This is a genomic window from Pseudonocardia lutea (assembly GCF_042658055.1).
GTDB lineage: Bacteria > Actinomycetota > Actinomycetes > Mycobacteriales > Pseudonocardiaceae > Pseudonocardia > Pseudonocardia lutea.
This window is the reverse complement of sequence record NZ_JBHSQK010000008.1, coordinates 31,422-47,011: the sequence shown is the minus strand read 5'-3', so window position 1 is coordinate 47,011 and position 15,590 is coordinate 31,422. Positions and strand designations below refer to the sequence as shown.

Below are 15,590 nucleotides of genomic sequence, written 5' to 3'. Positions count from 1 at the left end.
CGGGGTCCTCCGCCGGCCGTCCGCGTTCCCGGAGGCCGCCGTCAGAGCCCGACGAGCAGGTCGGCCAGCTCGGCGGGCCGGGTGAGCATCGGGAAGTGCCCGCCCGGAAGCTCGCGGACCTCGAAGCCCAGCGCCGCGGCGAGCCGGTGGGAGGTCCGCGGGTTGACCACCCGATCGTCCGCGCAGATGACGGAGACCGTGCGCACCGCGGGCCACGCGGTCAGCGGGGTGACCTCCTTGCCGATCGCCCACGCCTGCGGACGCAGGGCCGCCACCGCCTCCCGGACGCGGTCCGGGTCGCCCAGCTCGTCGGCCACCCCGGCGTACAACGACGCCTCGGCGGTCTCCGGCGGCCAGCTCGTGGTGCCGCCCGGGCCGCGCTCCTGGCCCGGACCGAACCCCTCGGCCATGATCGTGCGGTCCTCGCGCAGCAGGTCGCCGTGCGCCCGGCCGGGCTCGGGGAGCATCGCCCCGACCAGCACCAGGGCGTGCACCCGGGCGCCGAGCCCGGCCGCCACCAGCGGCGCGGTGAGCCCGCCGAGGGAGTGCCCGACCACCACGACCGGCCCCTCGGCCGGCGCCGCGGCCAGTGCGGCCGCCGCGTACCCGGCGGCGCCGACCCCGGGCTCGTCGGACGGCAGGTCCGGCGCCACCGAGGCGCGGCCGCGGGCCCGCAGCTCCGCCTGCAGCGGCGCCCAGCTCGACCCGCGGTGCCAGGCGCCGTGCAGGAGCAGGAAGGCCGGATCAGCCATCCGTGCCGAGCGCCTTCTCGATCCGCTCCACCTTCGCCGTGAGCTGACCGGTGTGGCCGGGCCGGATGTCGGCCTTGAGCACCAGGCTGACCCGCGGCGACCGGGCCTGCACGGCCTCGACCGCGCGACCCACCACGGCCATGGCCTCGTCCCACGTCTCGGCCTCGATGGTGGTGAACATGGAGGTGGTCTCGTTGGGCAGGCCGGACTCCCGGACCACGCGGACGGCCTCGGCGACGGCGTCGCCCACGCTCCCGTCGTCGGACGAGCTGCCGGACGGCGCGATGCTGAACGCTACGAGCATGCCGCCAGCCTGCCCCATGATCTCGGGTCGCGGGTGTCGGCCCTGCTAGCGTTCGCGGTCATGGCCGCGCGCGACCCGCTCCCCTTCGACCCGATCGACCGGGCCGCGAAGCTGTGGGCCGAGCGCATCGGTCCGTCGGACACCATGGCCGCCGTCACCAGCGTGATGCGGGTGCAGCAGATCCTGCTCTCCGCCGTCGACGCCGCGCTCAAGCCGCACAACCTCACCTTCGCCCGCTACGAGGCGCTGGTGCTGCTGAGCTTCTCGCGGGCGAAGCGGCTGCCGATGCGGGTGATGGGCGAGCGGCTGCAGCTGCACCCGACGAGCGTCACGAACATCGTCGACCGGCTGCAGGCGGACGGGCTGGTCCGCCGCACCCCGCACCCCACGGACCGCCGCGCGACGCTGGTCGAGATCACGCCCGAGGGGCTGGAGCGGCTCGAGCACGCCACCAAGTCCGTCACCGCCGTCGACTTCGGGCTGGTGGGGCTCGACGCGGAGGGCAAGGCCTCGCTCTTCGACCTGCTCGGCCGCATCCGCGCGGCGTCGGGCGACTTCCGGTGAGGCGCTACAGGGCGCCGAGGAGCTCGTCCGCGGCGCGGTAGGGGTCCAGCTCGCCGGCCACGACCTTCTCGGCCAGCGTCTCGAGCGCGGTGCCGCCGCGGACGCCGCCGAGCCGCGCGCGGACCTTCTCCAGCCCGATCGCCTCGATCTCGTTCTCCGCCCGACGGCGGCGCCGCCGCGGGCCCTCGCCCGAGGACTCCAGCCAGGCGCGGTGCTCGTCGATCGCCCCGGCGACCTCCGCCACGCCCTCGCCGCGGGCCGCGACGGTCCGGCACACCGGTGGCTTCCACGCGTCCCGCCGCTCGCCGAGCGACATCATGTAGCGCAGGTCGCGGACGGTCTGGGCGGCGCCCTCGCGGTCCGCCTTGTTGACCACGAACACGTCCGCGATCTCCAGGATGCCGGCCTTGGCGGCCTGCACCCCGTCGCCCATGCCCGGGGCGAGCAGCACGACCGTGGTGTCGGCGAGCGAGACGACGTCCACCTCGGACTGTCCCACCCCGACGGTCTCGACGAGCACGACGTCGCAGCCGGCGGCGTCGAGCACCCGCAGGGCCTGGGGCGTCGCCCAGGCCAGCCCGCCCAGGTGCCCGCGGGTGGCCATGGACCGGATGAACACGCCCTCGTCGACCGCGTGGTCGCCCATCCGGACCCGGTCGCCGAGCAGCGCGCCACCGGAGAAGGGCGACGACGGGTCGACGGCGAGCACGCCGACCCGCTTGCCCTGCCGCCGGAACGCGGCGACCAGCGCGGAGGTCGTGGTGGACTTGCCGACGCCCGGGGAGCCGGTCAGGCCCACGACCTGGGCCCGGCCGGTGTGCGGGGCGAGCAGCGCGGCGATCTCCGGAAGGTCCGGCGAACCGCTCTCGACGAGCGAGATCAGCCGGGCGACCGCGCGCTGCTGCCCTTCCAGCGCGCGGTCGACCAGCTCCTGCGGGGACTGCCGGGACTGCCGAGCCAAGGGATCAGGCCGGGACGCGGAGGATCAGCGCGTCGCCCTGCCCGCCGCCGCCGCACAGAGCGGCCACGCCGACACCGCCGCCGCGGCGCTTGAGCTCCAGCGCCAGGTGCAGGGTGATCCGGGCGCCGGACATGCCGATCGGGTGGCCGAGGGCGATCGCGCCGCCGTTGACGTTGACCTTCTCCTCGTCGATGCCCAGCTTGCGGGTGGACACCAGGCCGACCGCCGCGAACGCCTCGTTGATCTCGACGAGGTCCAGCTCCTTGGGGTCGACGCCCTCCTTGGCGCACGCCTTGACGATCGCGTTGGCGGGCTGCTCGTGCAGGCTCGCGTCCGGACCGGCGACCACGCCGTGCGCACCGATCTCGGCCAGCCAGGTCAGGCCCAGCTCCTCGGCCTTGGCCTTGCTCATGACGACGACCGCGCAGGCGCCGTCGGAGATCTGCGACGACGAGCCCGCGGTGATCGTGCCGTCGGCGGAGAAGGCCGGGCGCAGCTTGGCCAGGCTCTCGCCGGTGGTGTCGCCGCGCACGCCCTCGTCCTGCGCGAACACGATCGGGTCGCCCTTGCGCTGCGGGATCTCGACAGGGGTGATCTCGTCGTCGAACACGCCGTTCTTCACGGCCTCCGCGGCGCGCTGGTGCGAGCGGGCGGCGAAGGCGTCCTGGTCCTCGCGGGTGACGTCGAAGCGGCTGTTGTACTTCTCGGTCGACGCGCCCATCGCGCACTGGTCGAAGGCGCAGAACAGGCCGTCGTGGGACATGCTGTCGATCAGCGTGGCGTCGCCGAACTTCGTGCCCTCGCGGGACTTCGGCAGCAGGTGCGGGGCCTGGGTCATCGACTCCTGGCCGCCCGCGACCACGATGTCGAACTCGCCGGCGCGGATGAGCTGGTCGGCCAGGGCGATCGCGTCGATGCCCGAGAGGCAGACCTTGTTGACGGTCAGCGCGGGGACGTCCATCGGGATACCGGCGGCGACGGCGGCCTGCCGGGCCGGGATCTGGCCGGCACCCGCCGTGAGCACCTGGCCCATGATCACGTACTCGACCTGCTCGGGGGCGACGCCGGCCTTCTCCAGCGCGCCCTTGATGGCGAAGCCGCCGAGCTGGGCGCCCGAGAAGCCCTTCAGCGAGCCGAGCAGCCGCCCGACCGGCGTACGGGAACCAGCGACGATCACGGACTGCGCCACGACGACCTCCAGCAACTACGTTGGCACACGGGATTGGCCACACAGGGGACCGGCACGGACGATACCCGCCGGTCACAGGCCGGGAGACGGGCCGAACGGACGGGGTGAGCAGCCACACACGGGGCCGCGGCCCCTCTCGCGCACTAGATTCCCGGGGCATGACGGCACAGACGGAATCGGCCCACGGCGCGCTCGGATCCCTGCTGACCCAGATCGACCACGTCGGGATCGCGGTCGCCGACCTCGACGAGGCCATCGCCTGGTATCACGACGTGTTCGGCCTGGTGAACACGCACGAGGAGGTCAACGAGGAGCAGGGCGTGCGCGAGGCGATGCTCGCCGCCCCCGGCGCCGACCCGGCCTCGAGCACCCGGATCCAGCTGCTGGCCCCGCTGCGCCCGGACTCCACGATCGCGAAGTTCCTCGACCGCAACGGGCCGGGCCTGCAGCAGCTCGCCTACCGGGTGACCGACATCGAGGCCGCGACGGAGGCGCTCAAGGCCAAGGGCCTGCGGCTGCTCTACCCGGAGCCGCGGCGCGGCACCGCGGACTCCCGCATCAACTTCGTGCACCCGAAGGACGCCGGCGGCGTGCTCGTCGAGCTGGTGGAGCCGGCGGCCGGCGGACACTGACCCGCCGAGCGAACGGCACTCTCGCTCACGCCTACTGGGACGACGGGCCGTTCGTGTCGCACGCAGCCCCTCCGATCAGGCGGTCCACCGCCCGCCCGGAGGGGCTGCTTCATTGATCCAGTCGGTGGCCTCCGTCACGATCGGCCCCATCGGACCAGCGCACGACCACAATGCCTCGGGTACCATACTGATCGGTAACTGATCGGTATCCCAAGCAAGACACACGACTCACGCCACCGGAGGCCAGGCCGTGCAGGAGATCCTCGACGCCATTCTCGCCGAGCGTTTCGACGCCGTGGGCGGGCTGCCAGTGCCGGACCACTACCAGGCGATGACGGTCCACGCGGACGAGACGGAGATGTTCGACGGCATCGCCACCCGCGACAAGGACCCGCGCAAGAGCCTGCACCTGGACACCGTCCCGACGCCGGAGCTGGGCCCGGGTGAGGCGCTGGTGGCCGTGATGGCCAGCGCGATCAACTACAACACCGTCTGGACCTCGATCTTCGAGCCGCTGTCCACCTTCGGCTTCCTCAAGCGCTACGGGCGCGAGTCCGAGCTGGCCAAGCGGCACGACCTGCCCTACCACATCGTCGGGTCCGACCTGGCCGGCGTCGTCGTGCGCACAGGCGCGGGCGTCAACGCCTGGAAGCCGGGCGACCGGGTGGTGGCGCACTGCCTGTCCGTCGAGCTGGAGAGCCCGGACGGGCACGGCGACACGATGATGGACCCCCAGCAGCGGATCTGGGGCTTCGAGACCAACTTCGGCGGCCTCGCGCAGCTCGCGCTGGTCAAGTCCAACCAGCTCATGCCCAAGCCCGAGCACCTGACCTGGGAGGAGGCGGCGAGCCCCGGCCTGGTCAACTCCACCGCGTACCGCCAGCTCGTCTCCCGCAACGGTGCCGACATGAAGCAGGGCGACACCGTGCTGATCTGGGGTGCGAGCGGCGGCCTCGGCTCCTACGCCACCCAGTTCGCGCTCAACGGCGGCGCCACCCCGGTCTGCGTGGTCTCCTCGCCGGAGAAGGCGGAGATCTGCCGGTCGATGGGCGCCGAGCTGGTCATCGACCGCAACGCCGAAGGCTACCGGTTCTGGAAGGACCCGCAGACCCAGGACCCGAAGGAGTGGAAGCGCTTCGGGGCCCGGATCCGCGAGCTCACCGGCGGCGACGACCCGGACATCGTCTTCGAGCACCCGGGCCGGGAGACCTTCGGCGCGTCCGTCTACTGCGCGCGCAAGGGCGGCACGATCGTCACCTGCGCCTCCACCTCGGGCTACCTGCACGAGTACGACAACCGATACCTGTGGATGAACCTCAAGCGGATCGTCGGGTCGCACTTCGCGAACTACCGCGAGGCGTGGGAGGCCAACCGGCTCATCGACAAGGGCCTGATCCACCCGACGTTGTCCAAGGTGTACCCGCTCGCCGACACCGGCCAGGCGGCCTACGACGTCCACCAGAACGCCCACCAGGGCAAGGTCGGCGTGCTCGCGCTGGCGCCCGAGGAGGGGCTGGGCGTGACGAACCCGGAGAAGCGTGCCAAGCACCTCGACGCGATCAACCGCTTCCGCGGCGTCTGATCGGGACGCGCTCACGGCCCACGGCGCAGGAACGCGCCGTGGGCCGTCCCGTCCCGGGTCCACGACGCGTCCCGGAGACCGCGGAGGATCACCACGCCGGAGGCGAGCTGGGCCATCCTGCGCAGCCGCCACTGCGCCCGTCGCCCGGACCTCACGCCCGGACGGGTGACGACGCCCACGCGGGAGCGCGCACGACCCGCCGCGGGTGCGGTAGCCCGGTACGGTGACGCGCATGGTCGGTGAACCGGAGAACGCCCAGCCCGACCCCGGTCTCCAGCCCACGGCCGGGTTCCGGGTCGTCCGCCGCGGTTACGACCAGGACCAGGTCAACGGGCATCTGCACCGGATCGACGCGGACGTCCGGCTGCTCGCCGCGGACCGGGACGCCGCCGTCGCGCAGGTGACCCGGCTGACCCGGGAGCTCGACGAGGTCCGCAACCGGCTGGAGTCGATGCGCCAGCAGGTGCGCCGGCTGTCGGGGCCGCCGGACAGCGTCCAGGGGCTCAGCGAGCGGATGCGCTCGATGCTCCGGCTGGCCGAGGAGGAGGTCGCCGAGACGCGCGCCCGCGCCGCCGCCGAGGTCACCCGCCAGCGGGTCGAGTGCGACCAGGAGCTGGCCGACCGCCGGGCGGACGCGGAGCGCCGCCGCGAGGCGCTGCTCGCCGAGGCCCGGGAGGAGGCCGAGCGGGTCGTCGCCCGGGCGAAGGCCCTGCAGGCCCAGGCCGCCCAGGACAAGCTGGCGAGCGACGAGGCGATCGCCCGGGTCCAGGCCGAGTCCGCCGCCGCGATCGCCGCCGCGAACTCCGCCGCGGCCGCGGAGCGGGCCCAGGTCGAGGAGGACTTCCGGATCGCGATGGACCAGCGGCGCACCGAGACCCTCGGGGCGCTGCAGGCCGAGCGCACGGCCGCGCAACAGGAGATCGCCCGGCTCCGCGCCGAGGCGGACGCGTACGGCCGGACCACCCGCGCGGAGGCGGACGAGTACGCCCGGCGCACGCACGCGAAGGCCGACGAGTACGCACAGCGCACGCACGCGAAGGCGGACGAGCAGGCGGCCCGGATCGTCGCCGACGCCCGCAGGGAGGCGGACCGGCTCGTCCGCGAGGCGGAGCGCCGCGTCGCCGAGCTCACCGGCCTGCGCAGCCGGATCGCCGAGCAGCTCGCCCACGCCCGCGCGGCGCTCGTCGCGGACCTCGCGGCGCTGGGCCCGCTGGCCGAGGAGGGCGGGCGGACCGACCGCACGGACGGCACCCCCGCCGCCGACGCCGCCCCGGTTCCCGAGCAGGCGAGCGAGCAGTCGCGGCGTCGCCCGCGCCCCCACCCGGCCTCGGCGCGCGCCTGAGCCGTACCTCGCCCCCACCGTCGACGCCGCGCACCCGCCGGCGGGCCGCGGTCGTGGGCGAGCAGCGGGTCAGCGGGGACGGCGGATCCCGGGCCGCCGGCGGCCGCGGGCGTTCCAGCACGGCAGGTGCCAGTGGCGGCGGTCCTCGACGCCGCCCCACTCCCCCGTCGGCCAGGTCACGACGTGCCCGACGCCGGCGGGGATCAGCTGGTCGCAGCCCGGGCAGCGGTAGTCCTTCACCGACGACCCGCCGGGGACGTGCCGCACGGCCCACTCGCCGTCCGGCCCCGTCTCGGCACGGGTCACGATCCCCGAGGACAGGGGTGCGGGCACGGCGCGGCCCCGCCCCCGTTCCGAGGGGCGGGGCCGTCGACCGCGTGCCATGGCACCGACCGTAACCGCCGCGGCACCGCCGTGCGGGCGGCGCCGCGGCGCGTCACAGCTCAGCGCGCGGTGTAGTCCCGGAAGCCCTGCCCGGTCTTGCGCCCGAGCCGACCCGCCGTGACCAGGTGCTCGAGCAGCGGCGCCGGGGCGAAGCCGGACTGGCGGAACTCGGCGAACAGCGAGCGCTCGATGGCCAGCGACACGTCCAGGCCCACGACGTCGAGCAGCTCGAACGGCCCCATCGGCAGGGCGCAGCCGGTCTTCATTGCGGCGTCGATGTCGTCGGCCGTCGCGTAGTGCGCCTCGAGCATCTTCACCGCGTCGTTCAGGTACGGGAAGAGCAGCGCGTTGACGATGAAGCCGGCCCGGTCGCCGCAGGACACCGGCACCTTCTTCAGCTTCTGGCACAGCGCCAGCGCGGTGGCCGCCACCTCCGGCGACGTGCTGATCGTGGACACGACCTCGACCAGCTTCATCACCGGGGCGGGGTTGAAGAAGTGCAGGCCGACCACGTCGGCGGGCCGGTTGGTGGCCGCCGCGCACTCCACGACCGGCAGCGACGAGGTCGTGGTCGCCAGGATCGCGCCCGGCTTGCAGATCTCGTCGAGCGCGCCGAACACGGCCCGCTTGACCTCGAGCTCCTCCGCGATGGCCTCGACGACGAGGTCGACGTCGGCGAAGTCCTCCAGCGAGGTGGTGCCGGTGATCCGGCCGAGGGTGGCGTCCCGCTCCTCCTCGGTGAGCCGGCCACGCACCACGGCCTTGTCCAGCGCCTTGCGGATCCCGCCGACGGACGCCTCGACCTTGGACTCGCTGCGGCCGCGGACCACCACGTCGAACCCGGCCTGCGCGAACACCTGCACGATGCCGCTGGCCATGGTGCCGGTGCCGACCACGCCGACCCGCTGCACGTCGCGGGTCGGGACGTCCTCGGGCACGACCGAGGCGGGGGTCAGGGCGTCGGGCACGACCTTGCTGCTGTGCGGCTTCTCGTAGGTGTAGAAGCCGCGGCCGCTCTTCCGGCCGAGGAGCCCGGCGGTGATCATCTGCTTGAACACCGGCGCCGGGGCGTGCATGAGGTTGCGCGACTGCGCGTACATCGTCTCGAGGATCTCGTACGCGGTGTCGAGGCCGATGAGGTCGAGCAGGGCCAGCGGGCCCATCGGGTAGCCGCAGCCGTGGCGCATGGCGGCGTCGAGGTCCTCGCGGCTCGCGTAGCGCGACTCGTACATCCGCGCCGCGTGGTTGAGGTACCCGAAGAGCAGGGCGTTCGCGATGAACCCGGCGCGGTCGCCGATCACGACCGGCACCTTGTCCAGCGTGGCGGCGAAGGCCTGGAGGTCCTCCACCACGTCCGGCTCGGTGACGACCGTGCGCACCAGCTCGACCAGCTTCTGCACCGGCGCCGGGTTGAAGAAGTGCATCCCGACGACCTTGCCCGGGCGCGCGGTGCGCACCGACAGCTCGGTGACCGACAGCGACGAGGTGTTCGACGCCAGGATCGTCTCCGGGCCGACGTGCTTGTCCACCTCGGCGAACACGGACGCCTTGAGCTCGAGCGACTCCGGCACCGCCTCGACGACGAGGTCGCACGGGGCCAGGTCGGCCAGCGACGTGGTCGTCGTGATCCGGCCGAGCAGCTCGCCCGCCTGCTCCTCGGTGAGCTTGCCGCGCTCGATCGCGCGCCTCGTCGAGGTCTCCAGGTGCGCCTTCCCGCGCTCGACGGCGGCCGCGTCCACCTCGGCGGCGATCACGTCCAGGCCGTTGCGGGCGAACACCTCCACGATGCCCGCACCCATGGTGCCCAGGCCGACCACGCCGACCGTCCGGAACTCGCGTGCCACGCCGTTACCTCCCGCTGCCTCGAGGGTCTGTACCGAGCGGTAATCCTCTCATCCCCCGCTGCTTGGTAACCCACGCATGAGGCCGGGAACACCCCGTCCGGATGGCGGGTCTACCGCCCGTGACGTGCCCGGACGAGGCCGAGGAGGGTGCTCATGTGCTTCGCGGTGCGGGTGAAGCTGGTGACCGGGACGGGCAGCGCGAACCGCTGCCGGGCCACCGCCTGCGGGCGGGTGAACTCGCGCAGGCCGTCCTCGCCGTGGATGCGGCCGAAGCCCGAGTCGCCGACCCCGCCGAACGGCAGCGACGGGATGCCGGCGAACGCGATCACGCCGTTGACGCTCACCATGCCGCAGCGCAGGCTCTCGGCGATCCGCTCGCCCTCCTTCGCCGAACCGGTGAACACGCTGGCCCCGAGCCCGTAGCGGGTGCCGTTGGCCCGGCGGACCGCCTCGGCGACGTCCGGCACCCGGTTGACCACGATCAGCGGCCCGAAGGTCTCCTCGGTGACCGCCGAGGAGTCCTCCGGGACGTCGACGATCACGACGGGCTCCACGAACGGCGGCCTGATCGAGTCCTCGCCGCCGACGACGGCGCGCCCGCCCTTGTCCAGCGCGTCCCGGACGTGCCGGCGGACGACGTCCGTCTGCGAGGCCATCGTCATCGGGCCGAACTGGGTGCCGGCGCGCAGCCCGCGGGCCTTCGCCACGAGCGCCGCGGTGAACTCCTCGGCAACGGACTCGACGACGTACACCCGCTCGACGCCCACGCAGGTCTGGCCGGCGTTGGACATCCCGCCCCACACCGCGGCGTCGGCGGCGGCCTCGACGTCCGCGCCGGCGTCGACGATCAGCGCGTCCTTTCCGCCGCACTCGATGAGCACCGGGGTGAGCGTCTCGGCGCAGGCGGCCATGACCCGCTTGCCCGTGGCCGTCGAGCCGGTGAAGGCGATCTTGCCGACGCCCGGGGCGCGGCACAGCGCGGCGCCGGTCTCGCCGAAGCCGGTCACCACCTCGAGCAGCGTCCTCTCCGGCACCGCGTCGGCGAGCGTGCGGGCGAGGATCTCCCCGACGCCGGGGGTCAGCTCGCTCGGCTTGAACACGACGGCGTTGCCCGCGGCGAGCGCGTAGGCGATCGAGCCCATCGGGGTGAAGACCGGGTAGTTCCACGGCCCGATCACCCCGACGACGCCGATCGGCGGGTAGCCCAGCGTCGCCGACTGGTTGGCGCCGAGCAGGCCCGGCGACATCCTCCGCCGCCCGAGGGTCTGCTTCGCGTGCCTGGCCGCCCAGTCCACGTGGTCGACGGCGAGGACGAGCTCGAGCCGGGCGTCGTCGAGGGGCTTGCCGGTCTCCGCGGAGACCACGGCCGCGACCTCGTCCAGCCGCGCGACCAGGGCCTTGCGCCAGGCCAGCAGCCGCGCGCGCCGGCCGTCGAAGCCGAGGCCGCGCCACCACCGCGCGGCCTCCTCGGCCCGGGCCACCGCGGCGCGCACGTCCGCCTCGCCGTGGACCGGGTGGGTCCCGACGACCTCCCCGGTGCGCGGGTCGAGCGAGTCGAAGGTGTCGGGGCGGGTGCTGGCCGGAGCCTCGGTGCTGGCGGTCACGTCGGTCAGGGTAGGGCGGCCGCGAGGGGCCGCGTGTGCCTCCGGCGACCCGGGCGGACCACCACCGACCGGCACGTGCGGAACGGGGCGCGGCGCTGCGCGGACCCCTCCTCCGCACAGGGCCGCGCCCCCGGACCCGCGCCCGGGGAACGGGCCCGCCGTGCCCGCGCGGACGCAAAACCTATAACGGGTTCCAGGTACTCCACAATGCAGTTGCGCTGGGCTAGCCTCCGCCGATGAGCGAGCAGGGGCCGGGGCGGCGACCCGGGCGGCGCCAGGAGCGCACCGCCGGGACGCGCGCCGCGATCCTCGCCGCGGCCGAGGAGCTGTTCTCCGCGCAGGGCTGGCAGGGCACGCGGATGACGGAGGTGGCGTCCCGGGCGGGCGTCGCCCTCGCGACCCTCTACAACCACTTCGGCAGCAAGCACGCGCTCATCGCGCACCTGTTCGCACCGCGCATCGAGACGGCGGTGGCGGAGGTCGAGCGGCGGGTCGCGACCGGCGCGGCGCCGGACGAGGTGGTCCGGCTGGCCGTGGACGAGATGGTGCGGCTGCTCGAGGCCCGTCGCACCCTGACCTTCGCGCTGTTCGCCGCCCTCTACGAGGACGCCGTCCGCAGCGAGGGCCCACCGCGGGCGCTCGACGACACCCGGCTGATCGCCCGGATCCCGCAGATCCTCGACGCCGCCCTGCGGCACGCCGCGGACGCGCTCGGCCTGGACCTCGACGTCGACCGGACCGCCCGCTACCACACCAACGCGATGCTCCTGCAGGTCCTGACCCGCCCCGACCTGCCGGCGGCCGACGTGCGCGACTTCGTGCTGGTCCAGCTGCGCGGGGTGCTGCCGCCGGCGCGGGGCGGGGGCTCAGAAGAGCCGCAGGTCCTTGGAGTCCAGGCCCCGTAGCGCGTCGTAGTCCACGGTCACGCAGCGGATCCCGCGGTCCTCGGCGAGCGTGCGCGCCTGCGGCTTGATCTGCTGCGCCGCGAACACCCCGCTCACCGGCTCGAGCAGCGGGTCGCGGTTCATCAGCTCGAGATACCGGGTCAGCTGCTCGACGCCGTCGATCTCCCCGCGGCGCTTGACCTCCACCGCCACGTGCCCGCCCGCGGTGTCGCGGCAGAGCAGGTCGACCGGGCCGATCGCGGTCATGTACTCGCGGCGGACCAGCGTCCAGCCCTCGCCGAAGGTCTCGGGGTGCGCGGCCAGCAGCTCCTGCAGGTGCGCCTCGACGCCGTCCTTCACCAGGCCGGGGTCCACCCCCAGCTCGTGCGAGGAGTCGTGCAGCACCTCGTCGATGGTGATGACGAGCGACTCGTCGGCCTTGTTGCGGACCGTCCACACGCCCGGCTCCTCGCTGAGCCAGCACGGCGGGCTCATCCAGTTCAGCGGCTTGTAGGCGCGGTCGTCGGCGTGCACGCTGACCGACCCGTCGGCCTTGACCAGCAGCAGCCGCGGGGCCATCGGCAGGTGTGCGGTGAGCCGGCCGACGTAGTCCACCTGGCAGCGGGCGATGACGAGGCGCACGGGCCGTCACCCTAGAGGGGCGTTGCGTTCGGCCAGCGCCCGGCCGTGCTCGGCCAGCATCGCGCGCAGCTCGGGCGGGTCCAGGGCCTCGACCTCGCCGCCCAGCGCCACGAGCTGCCCGGCGGCGACCCGCAGCGACTCGACGTCGAGCAGCACCTCGCGCCAACCCTCCGCGTCGGGCTCCCCCGCCGCGGCGACGGCGGCGTGGGCCGCCTCGGCGTCCGTGACGTGCGGGAGGGCGCGCAGACCGGCCGGCGAGACCCGGATCCGCACCTTCTCCCGCAGCATCGACGCCGCGAACCGCCCCGCCGACTCCGCCCACCAGGCGGGCAGGTCGAAGTCCGCCGGCCGCTCGAAGATGACGTCCAGCGGCTCGGCCTCGGCGATCCGGGCCGCCCGGTAGGTGCGGACGTCGGCGTCGGGCCGGTCCCCCACCTTCGCGACCAGGTACCAGACCCCCGCCTTGAGCACGAGCCCGAGCGGATCGACCTCCCGGCGGACGCTCCTCGGCCCGTAGACGATCCGGACCCGGCGCTGCTCCCAGAGCGCCTCGGCGAGCACGGCGAGGTGCGTGACCTCGGCCGGGTTCTGGAACCAGCCCGGCGCGTCGAGGTGCACCCGCTCGGCGACGGTGCGGGCGTGCGCGCGCAGGCCCTCCGGCAGGGTCGCGAGGATCTTGGCCTGGGCGCCGGCCAGCGCGGTGCCCAGGCCCAGCTCGGCGAGCAGCTGCGGCGCGCCCATGGTCAGCATGGCCGCGGCCTCGTGCGCGGTCAGCCCGTCCAGCCGGGTGCGCCAGCCCTCGACGAGCCGGATCCCGCCGCCCGGCCCCGGTTCGGTCCAGATCGGCACGCCCACCTCGGTCAGCGAGGCGACGTCCCGGTAGATCGTCCGTTCGGAGACCTCCAGCTCCGCGGCCAGCTCGGCCGCCGTGGCCGAGCGGCGCCGCTGCAGCACGAAGAGCAGGGCCATCAGCCGGGACGCGCGCACGGCCCGATCGTCGCAGGTGGGAGGCTGACCGTGTGGAGACCCTCTCGACCCGGCAGGTCTACGCGAACGACTGGATGACCGTCCGGGAGGACGCCGTGCGCCGCCCCGACGGCTCGGACGGCGTCTACGGCGTGATCGACAAGCCGACCTACGCCCTGGTGATCCCGCGCGACGGGGACCGGCTGCACCTGGTGGAGCAGTTCCGCTACCCGATCGGCATGCGACGCTGGGAGTTCCCCGCCGGCACGGCGCCGGACCGCGCCGCCCAGGACCCCGCCGAGCTCGCCGTCCGCGAGCTGGTCGAGGAGACCGGGCTGCGGGCCGGGCGGATGGAGAAGATCGGCACGCTCGACGTCGCGCCGGGCATGTCCAGCCAGCGCGGGCACGTCTACCTCGCCACCGAGCTCACCGAGGGCGAGGCGCAGCGCGAGCACACCGAGCAGGACATGCGGCAGGCCTGGTTCACCATCGCCGAGTTCGAGGCCATGATCGCGGGCGGCGAGATCACGGACGCCCAGTCCGTCGCCGCCTACATGCTCCTGGTCCTCCACGACCGCCAGTGATCCGCACTATGGAACCACGATGCGCGAATCCGGGCCCTGAGCTCGCGTCAGGGAACCATGATGCGCTCCCTCACGGCCCGAAGTGACGTCATGGCTCCGTACTGCGCCGGAGTCACAGGCGGACGGGGAGGGCGGCGAGGCGGCGGGAGCCCGGGACCGGCTGCCACACCAGCTCCTCGGGCGGCACCGCGAGTTCCAGCGACGGGAAGCGGGTGAACAGCGCCCGCAGCGCCACCTCCCCCTCCTGCCGGGCCAGGGCGGCGCCGAGGCAGTAGTGCGCGCCGTGGCCGAACCCGAGGTGCCCCTCCCCGCGCTCGGTCCGCCGCCCGACGTCGAACGTCTCGGGGTCGTCGAACTCGCGCGGATCGCCGTTGGCGGACAGCAGGACCGGCTGCACGGCCGCGCCGGCGGGGATCTCCACCCCGCCGATCTCGACCGGCTCGGTCGCGTACCGCACGCGGACCATGCTGACCGGTCCCCACAGCCGCATCAGCTCGTTGACCGCGGCCGGCCACAGGTCGGGCTCGGCCTGCAGCCGGGCGAGCTGGTCGGGACGGGTGAGCAGCGCGGCCACCGAGTTCGCGACCAGGTGCGCCGTCGTCTCGTGCCCGGCGAAGACCAGGGCGAGCACCATGGTGACCAGCTCGAAGTCCGAGAGCCGGTCGCCGTCCTCCTCCTGGGCGCGGATCATGGCGCCGAGCAGGTCGTCCGTCGGCTCGGCGCGGCGGCGCGCGACGAGGTCCCGGATGTGGTCCACGGTGGCCCGCATCGCGCCGGGCACCCGGGCCGGGTCGGCCGACACGAGCTCGCGGCCCCAGACGTGCCAGTTCGCGCGGTCCTCCTCCGGGATCCCGACGAGCTCGCAGATCACCGTGATCGGCAGCGGGTAGGCGTAGGCCTCGACCAGGTCGACCGGCTGCTCGGCGGCGGCGAGGCCCGCGAGCAGGCCCGCGGCGATCTCCTCGACCCGCGGCCGCAGGTCGCCGACCCGGCGCACGGTGAAGGCCCGGGAGACCAGCTTGCGCAGCCGGGTGTGGTCGGCGCCGTCGGCGTCGAGCACGCTGCGGGTCATGTACGCGGCCAGGTCCGGGGTCACGCCGAGCGCGGCCATCAGGTCCTTGCGCGTGTCCCGGCCGCCGGGCGCGTTCGCCGGGTCGTTGACGAACCGCGGGTCGCTCAGCACCGCGCGGACGTCCGCGTAGCGGGTCACGAGCCAGAGCGGCGCCTCGTCCCCGCCCAGCCCGAACCGGCTGCGCAGCACGGGCGCCTGCTCGCGCAGGCGGCCGAAGGCGTTCCAGGGGTCGGCGAGGAGTTCCGGGTCGGTGAGGGCGGGCGCGTCGAGCACGGCCATGGTGG

At 74.1% G+C, this 15,590-nt stretch carries 17 protein-coding genes; 6 read left to right on the top strand and 11 right to left on the bottom strand.

Going from position 1 to position 15,590, the window contains the following annotated elements; translation table 11 throughout:
- Window positions 1–41: 41 nt before the first annotated feature.
- Entirely contained in the window at window positions 42–752 is a 711-nt protein-coding gene (locus ACFQH9_RS04930) for an alpha/beta fold hydrolase (RefSeq protein ID WP_379564650.1), read from the bottom strand.
- Window positions 745–1,056, bottom strand: a complete 312-nt coding sequence (locus ACFQH9_RS04925; protein ID WP_379564648.1) for a thiamine-binding protein — start codon at window positions 1,054–1,056, stop codon at window positions 745–747. Before ACFQH9_RS04925 ends, ACFQH9_RS04930 begins: the two co-directional genes overlap by 8 nt.
- A gap of 60 nt (window positions 1,057–1,116) precedes the next feature.
- Here ACFQH9_RS04925 and ACFQH9_RS04920 point away from each other — a divergent pair, with 60 nt between their 5' ends.
- Window positions 1,117–1,620: a MarR family winged helix-turn-helix transcriptional regulator gene (locus tag ACFQH9_RS04920; RefSeq protein WP_379564646.1), complete on the top strand. Its 504-nt coding sequence runs from the start codon at window positions 1,117–1,119 to the stop codon at window positions 1,618–1,620.
- 4 nt (window positions 1,621–1,624) lie between these two features.
- Here ACFQH9_RS04920 and meaB read toward each other — a convergent pair whose 3' ends face one another.
- The gene (gene meaB / locus ACFQH9_RS04915; RefSeq protein ID WP_379564644.1) at window positions 1,625–2,581 is read right to left on the bottom strand and encodes a methylmalonyl Co-A mutase-associated GTPase MeaB; all 957 of its coding nucleotides are present in this window, start codon (window positions 2,579–2,581) and stop codon (window positions 1,625–1,627) included.
- A gap of 4 nt (window positions 2,582–2,585) precedes the next feature.
- Window positions 2,586–3,770 (bottom strand): acetyl-CoA C-acetyltransferase, encoded by a 1,185-nt coding sequence (locus tag ACFQH9_RS04910; protein WP_379564642.1) that lies wholly within the window; start codon window positions 3,768–3,770, stop codon window positions 2,586–2,588.
- Between the two features lie 158 nt (window positions 3,771–3,928).
- Between ACFQH9_RS04910 and mce the strand changes: the two genes are divergently transcribed.
- Window positions 3,929–4,402 (top strand): methylmalonyl-CoA epimerase, encoded by a 474-nt coding sequence (gene mce, locus ACFQH9_RS04905; RefSeq protein ID WP_379564640.1) that lies wholly within the window; start codon window positions 3,929–3,931, stop codon window positions 4,400–4,402.
- A 250-nt stretch (window positions 4,403–4,652) separates the two neighbouring features.
- Window positions 4,653–5,984, top strand: coding sequence for a crotonyl-CoA carboxylase/reductase (gene ccrA, locus ACFQH9_RS04900; protein ID WP_379564638.1), 1,332 nt, complete (start codon window positions 4,653–4,655; stop codon window positions 5,982–5,984).
- 11 nt (window positions 5,985–5,995) lie between these two features.
- Here the strand turns inward: ccrA and ACFQH9_RS04895 are convergent, their stop codons facing one another.
- A complete protein-coding gene (locus tag ACFQH9_RS04895) occupies window positions 5,996–6,139 on the bottom strand; it encodes a hypothetical protein (RefSeq protein WP_379564636.1) in 144 nt (47 codons plus the stop codon).
- Between the two features lie 77 nt (window positions 6,140–6,216).
- On the opposite strand from ACFQH9_RS04895, the gene ACFQH9_RS04890 reads away from it, so the two are divergent.
- Window positions 6,217–7,326 carry a coiled-coil domain-containing protein gene (locus ACFQH9_RS04890; protein WP_379564635.1) on the top strand — a complete coding sequence of 370 codons (1,110 nt, stop codon included), beginning with the start codon at window positions 6,217–6,219 and terminating at the stop codon, window positions 7,324–7,326.
- Window positions 7,327–7,395: 69 nt separating this feature from the next.
- Here ACFQH9_RS04890 and ACFQH9_RS04885 read toward each other — a convergent pair whose 3' ends face one another.
- The 3 genes from ACFQH9_RS04885 to ACFQH9_RS04875 all read right to left on the bottom strand — a co-directional run bounded on the left by ACFQH9_RS04885 (window position 7,396) and on the right by ACFQH9_RS04875 (window position 11,158).
- On the bottom strand, window positions 7,396–7,659 hold the full coding sequence (locus tag ACFQH9_RS04885) for a hypothetical protein (protein WP_379564633.1): 264 nt from the start codon (window positions 7,657–7,659) through the stop codon (window positions 7,396–7,398).
- A 110-nt stretch (window positions 7,660–7,769) separates the two neighbouring features.
- The gene (locus tag ACFQH9_RS04880) at window positions 7,770–9,554 is read right to left on the bottom strand and encodes a 3-hydroxyacyl-CoA dehydrogenase family protein (RefSeq protein WP_379564631.1); all 1,785 of its coding nucleotides are present in this window, start codon (window positions 9,552–9,554) and stop codon (window positions 7,770–7,772) included.
- A 110-nt stretch (window positions 9,555–9,664) separates the two neighbouring features.
- Window positions 9,665–11,158, bottom strand: a complete 1,494-nt coding sequence (locus ACFQH9_RS04875; RefSeq protein ID WP_379564629.1) for an aldehyde dehydrogenase family protein — start codon at window positions 11,156–11,158, stop codon at window positions 9,665–9,667.
- 236 nt (window positions 11,159–11,394) lie between these two features.
- On the opposite strand from ACFQH9_RS04875, the gene ACFQH9_RS04870 reads away from it, so the two are divergent.
- Window positions 11,395–12,063 carry a TetR/AcrR family transcriptional regulator gene (locus ACFQH9_RS04870; protein WP_379564627.1) on the top strand — a complete coding sequence of 223 codons (669 nt, stop codon included), beginning with the start codon at window positions 11,395–11,397 and terminating at the stop codon, window positions 12,061–12,063.
- On the opposite strand, the gene nucS is transcribed toward ACFQH9_RS04870, so the two are convergent.
- On the bottom strand, window positions 12,025–12,684 hold the full coding sequence (gene nucS, locus ACFQH9_RS04865) for an endonuclease NucS (RefSeq protein ID WP_379564625.1): 660 nt from the start codon (window positions 12,682–12,684) through the stop codon (window positions 12,025–12,027). The genes ACFQH9_RS04870 and nucS overlap by 39 nt on opposite strands.
- Window positions 12,685–12,690: 6 nt before the next feature.
- A complete protein-coding gene (locus ACFQH9_RS04860; RefSeq protein WP_379564623.1) occupies window positions 12,691–13,671 on the bottom strand; it encodes a helix-turn-helix transcriptional regulator in 981 nt (326 codons plus the stop codon).
- Between the two features lie 32 nt (window positions 13,672–13,703).
- Between ACFQH9_RS04860 and ACFQH9_RS04855 the strand changes: the two genes are divergently transcribed.
- Window positions 13,704–14,234, top strand: a complete 531-nt coding sequence (locus tag ACFQH9_RS04855) for an NUDIX domain-containing protein (RefSeq protein ID WP_379564621.1) — start codon at window positions 13,704–13,706, stop codon at window positions 14,232–14,234.
- Between the two features lie 112 nt (window positions 14,235–14,346).
- On the opposite strand, the gene ACFQH9_RS04850 is transcribed toward ACFQH9_RS04855, so the two are convergent.
- Entirely contained in the window at window positions 14,347–15,585 is a 1,239-nt protein-coding gene (locus ACFQH9_RS04850) for a cytochrome P450 family protein (protein ID WP_379564619.1), read from the bottom strand.
- Between the last annotated feature and the right edge of the window lie 5 nt (window positions 15,586–15,590).

Coding starts and splice junctions, on each gene's coding strand:
- ACFQH9_RS04930 (WP_379564650.1), bottom strand. CDS start 752: ATGGCTGATCCGGCCTTCCTGCTCCTGCACGGCGCCTGGCACCGCGGG.
- ACFQH9_RS04925 (WP_379564648.1), bottom strand. CDS start 1,056: ATGCTCGTAGCGTTCAGCATCGCGCCGTCCGGCAGCTCGTCCGACGAC.
- ACFQH9_RS04920 (WP_379564646.1), top strand. CDS start 1,117: ATGGCCGCGCGCGACCCGCTCCCCTTCGACCCGATCGACCGGGCCGCG.
- mce (WP_379564640.1), top strand. CDS start 3,929: ATGACGGCACAGACGGAATCGGCCCACGGCGCGCTCGGATCCCTGCTG.
- ACFQH9_RS04890 (WP_379564635.1), top strand. CDS start 6,217: ATGGTCGGTGAACCGGAGAACGCCCAGCCCGACCCCGGTCTCCAGCCC.
- ACFQH9_RS04870 (WP_379564627.1), top strand. CDS start 11,395: ATGAGCGAGCAGGGGCCGGGGCGGCGACCCGGGCGGCGCCAGGAGCGC.
- ACFQH9_RS04850 (WP_379564619.1), bottom strand. CDS start 15,585: ATGGCCGTGCTCGACGCGCCCGCCCTCACCGACCCGGAACTCCTCGCC.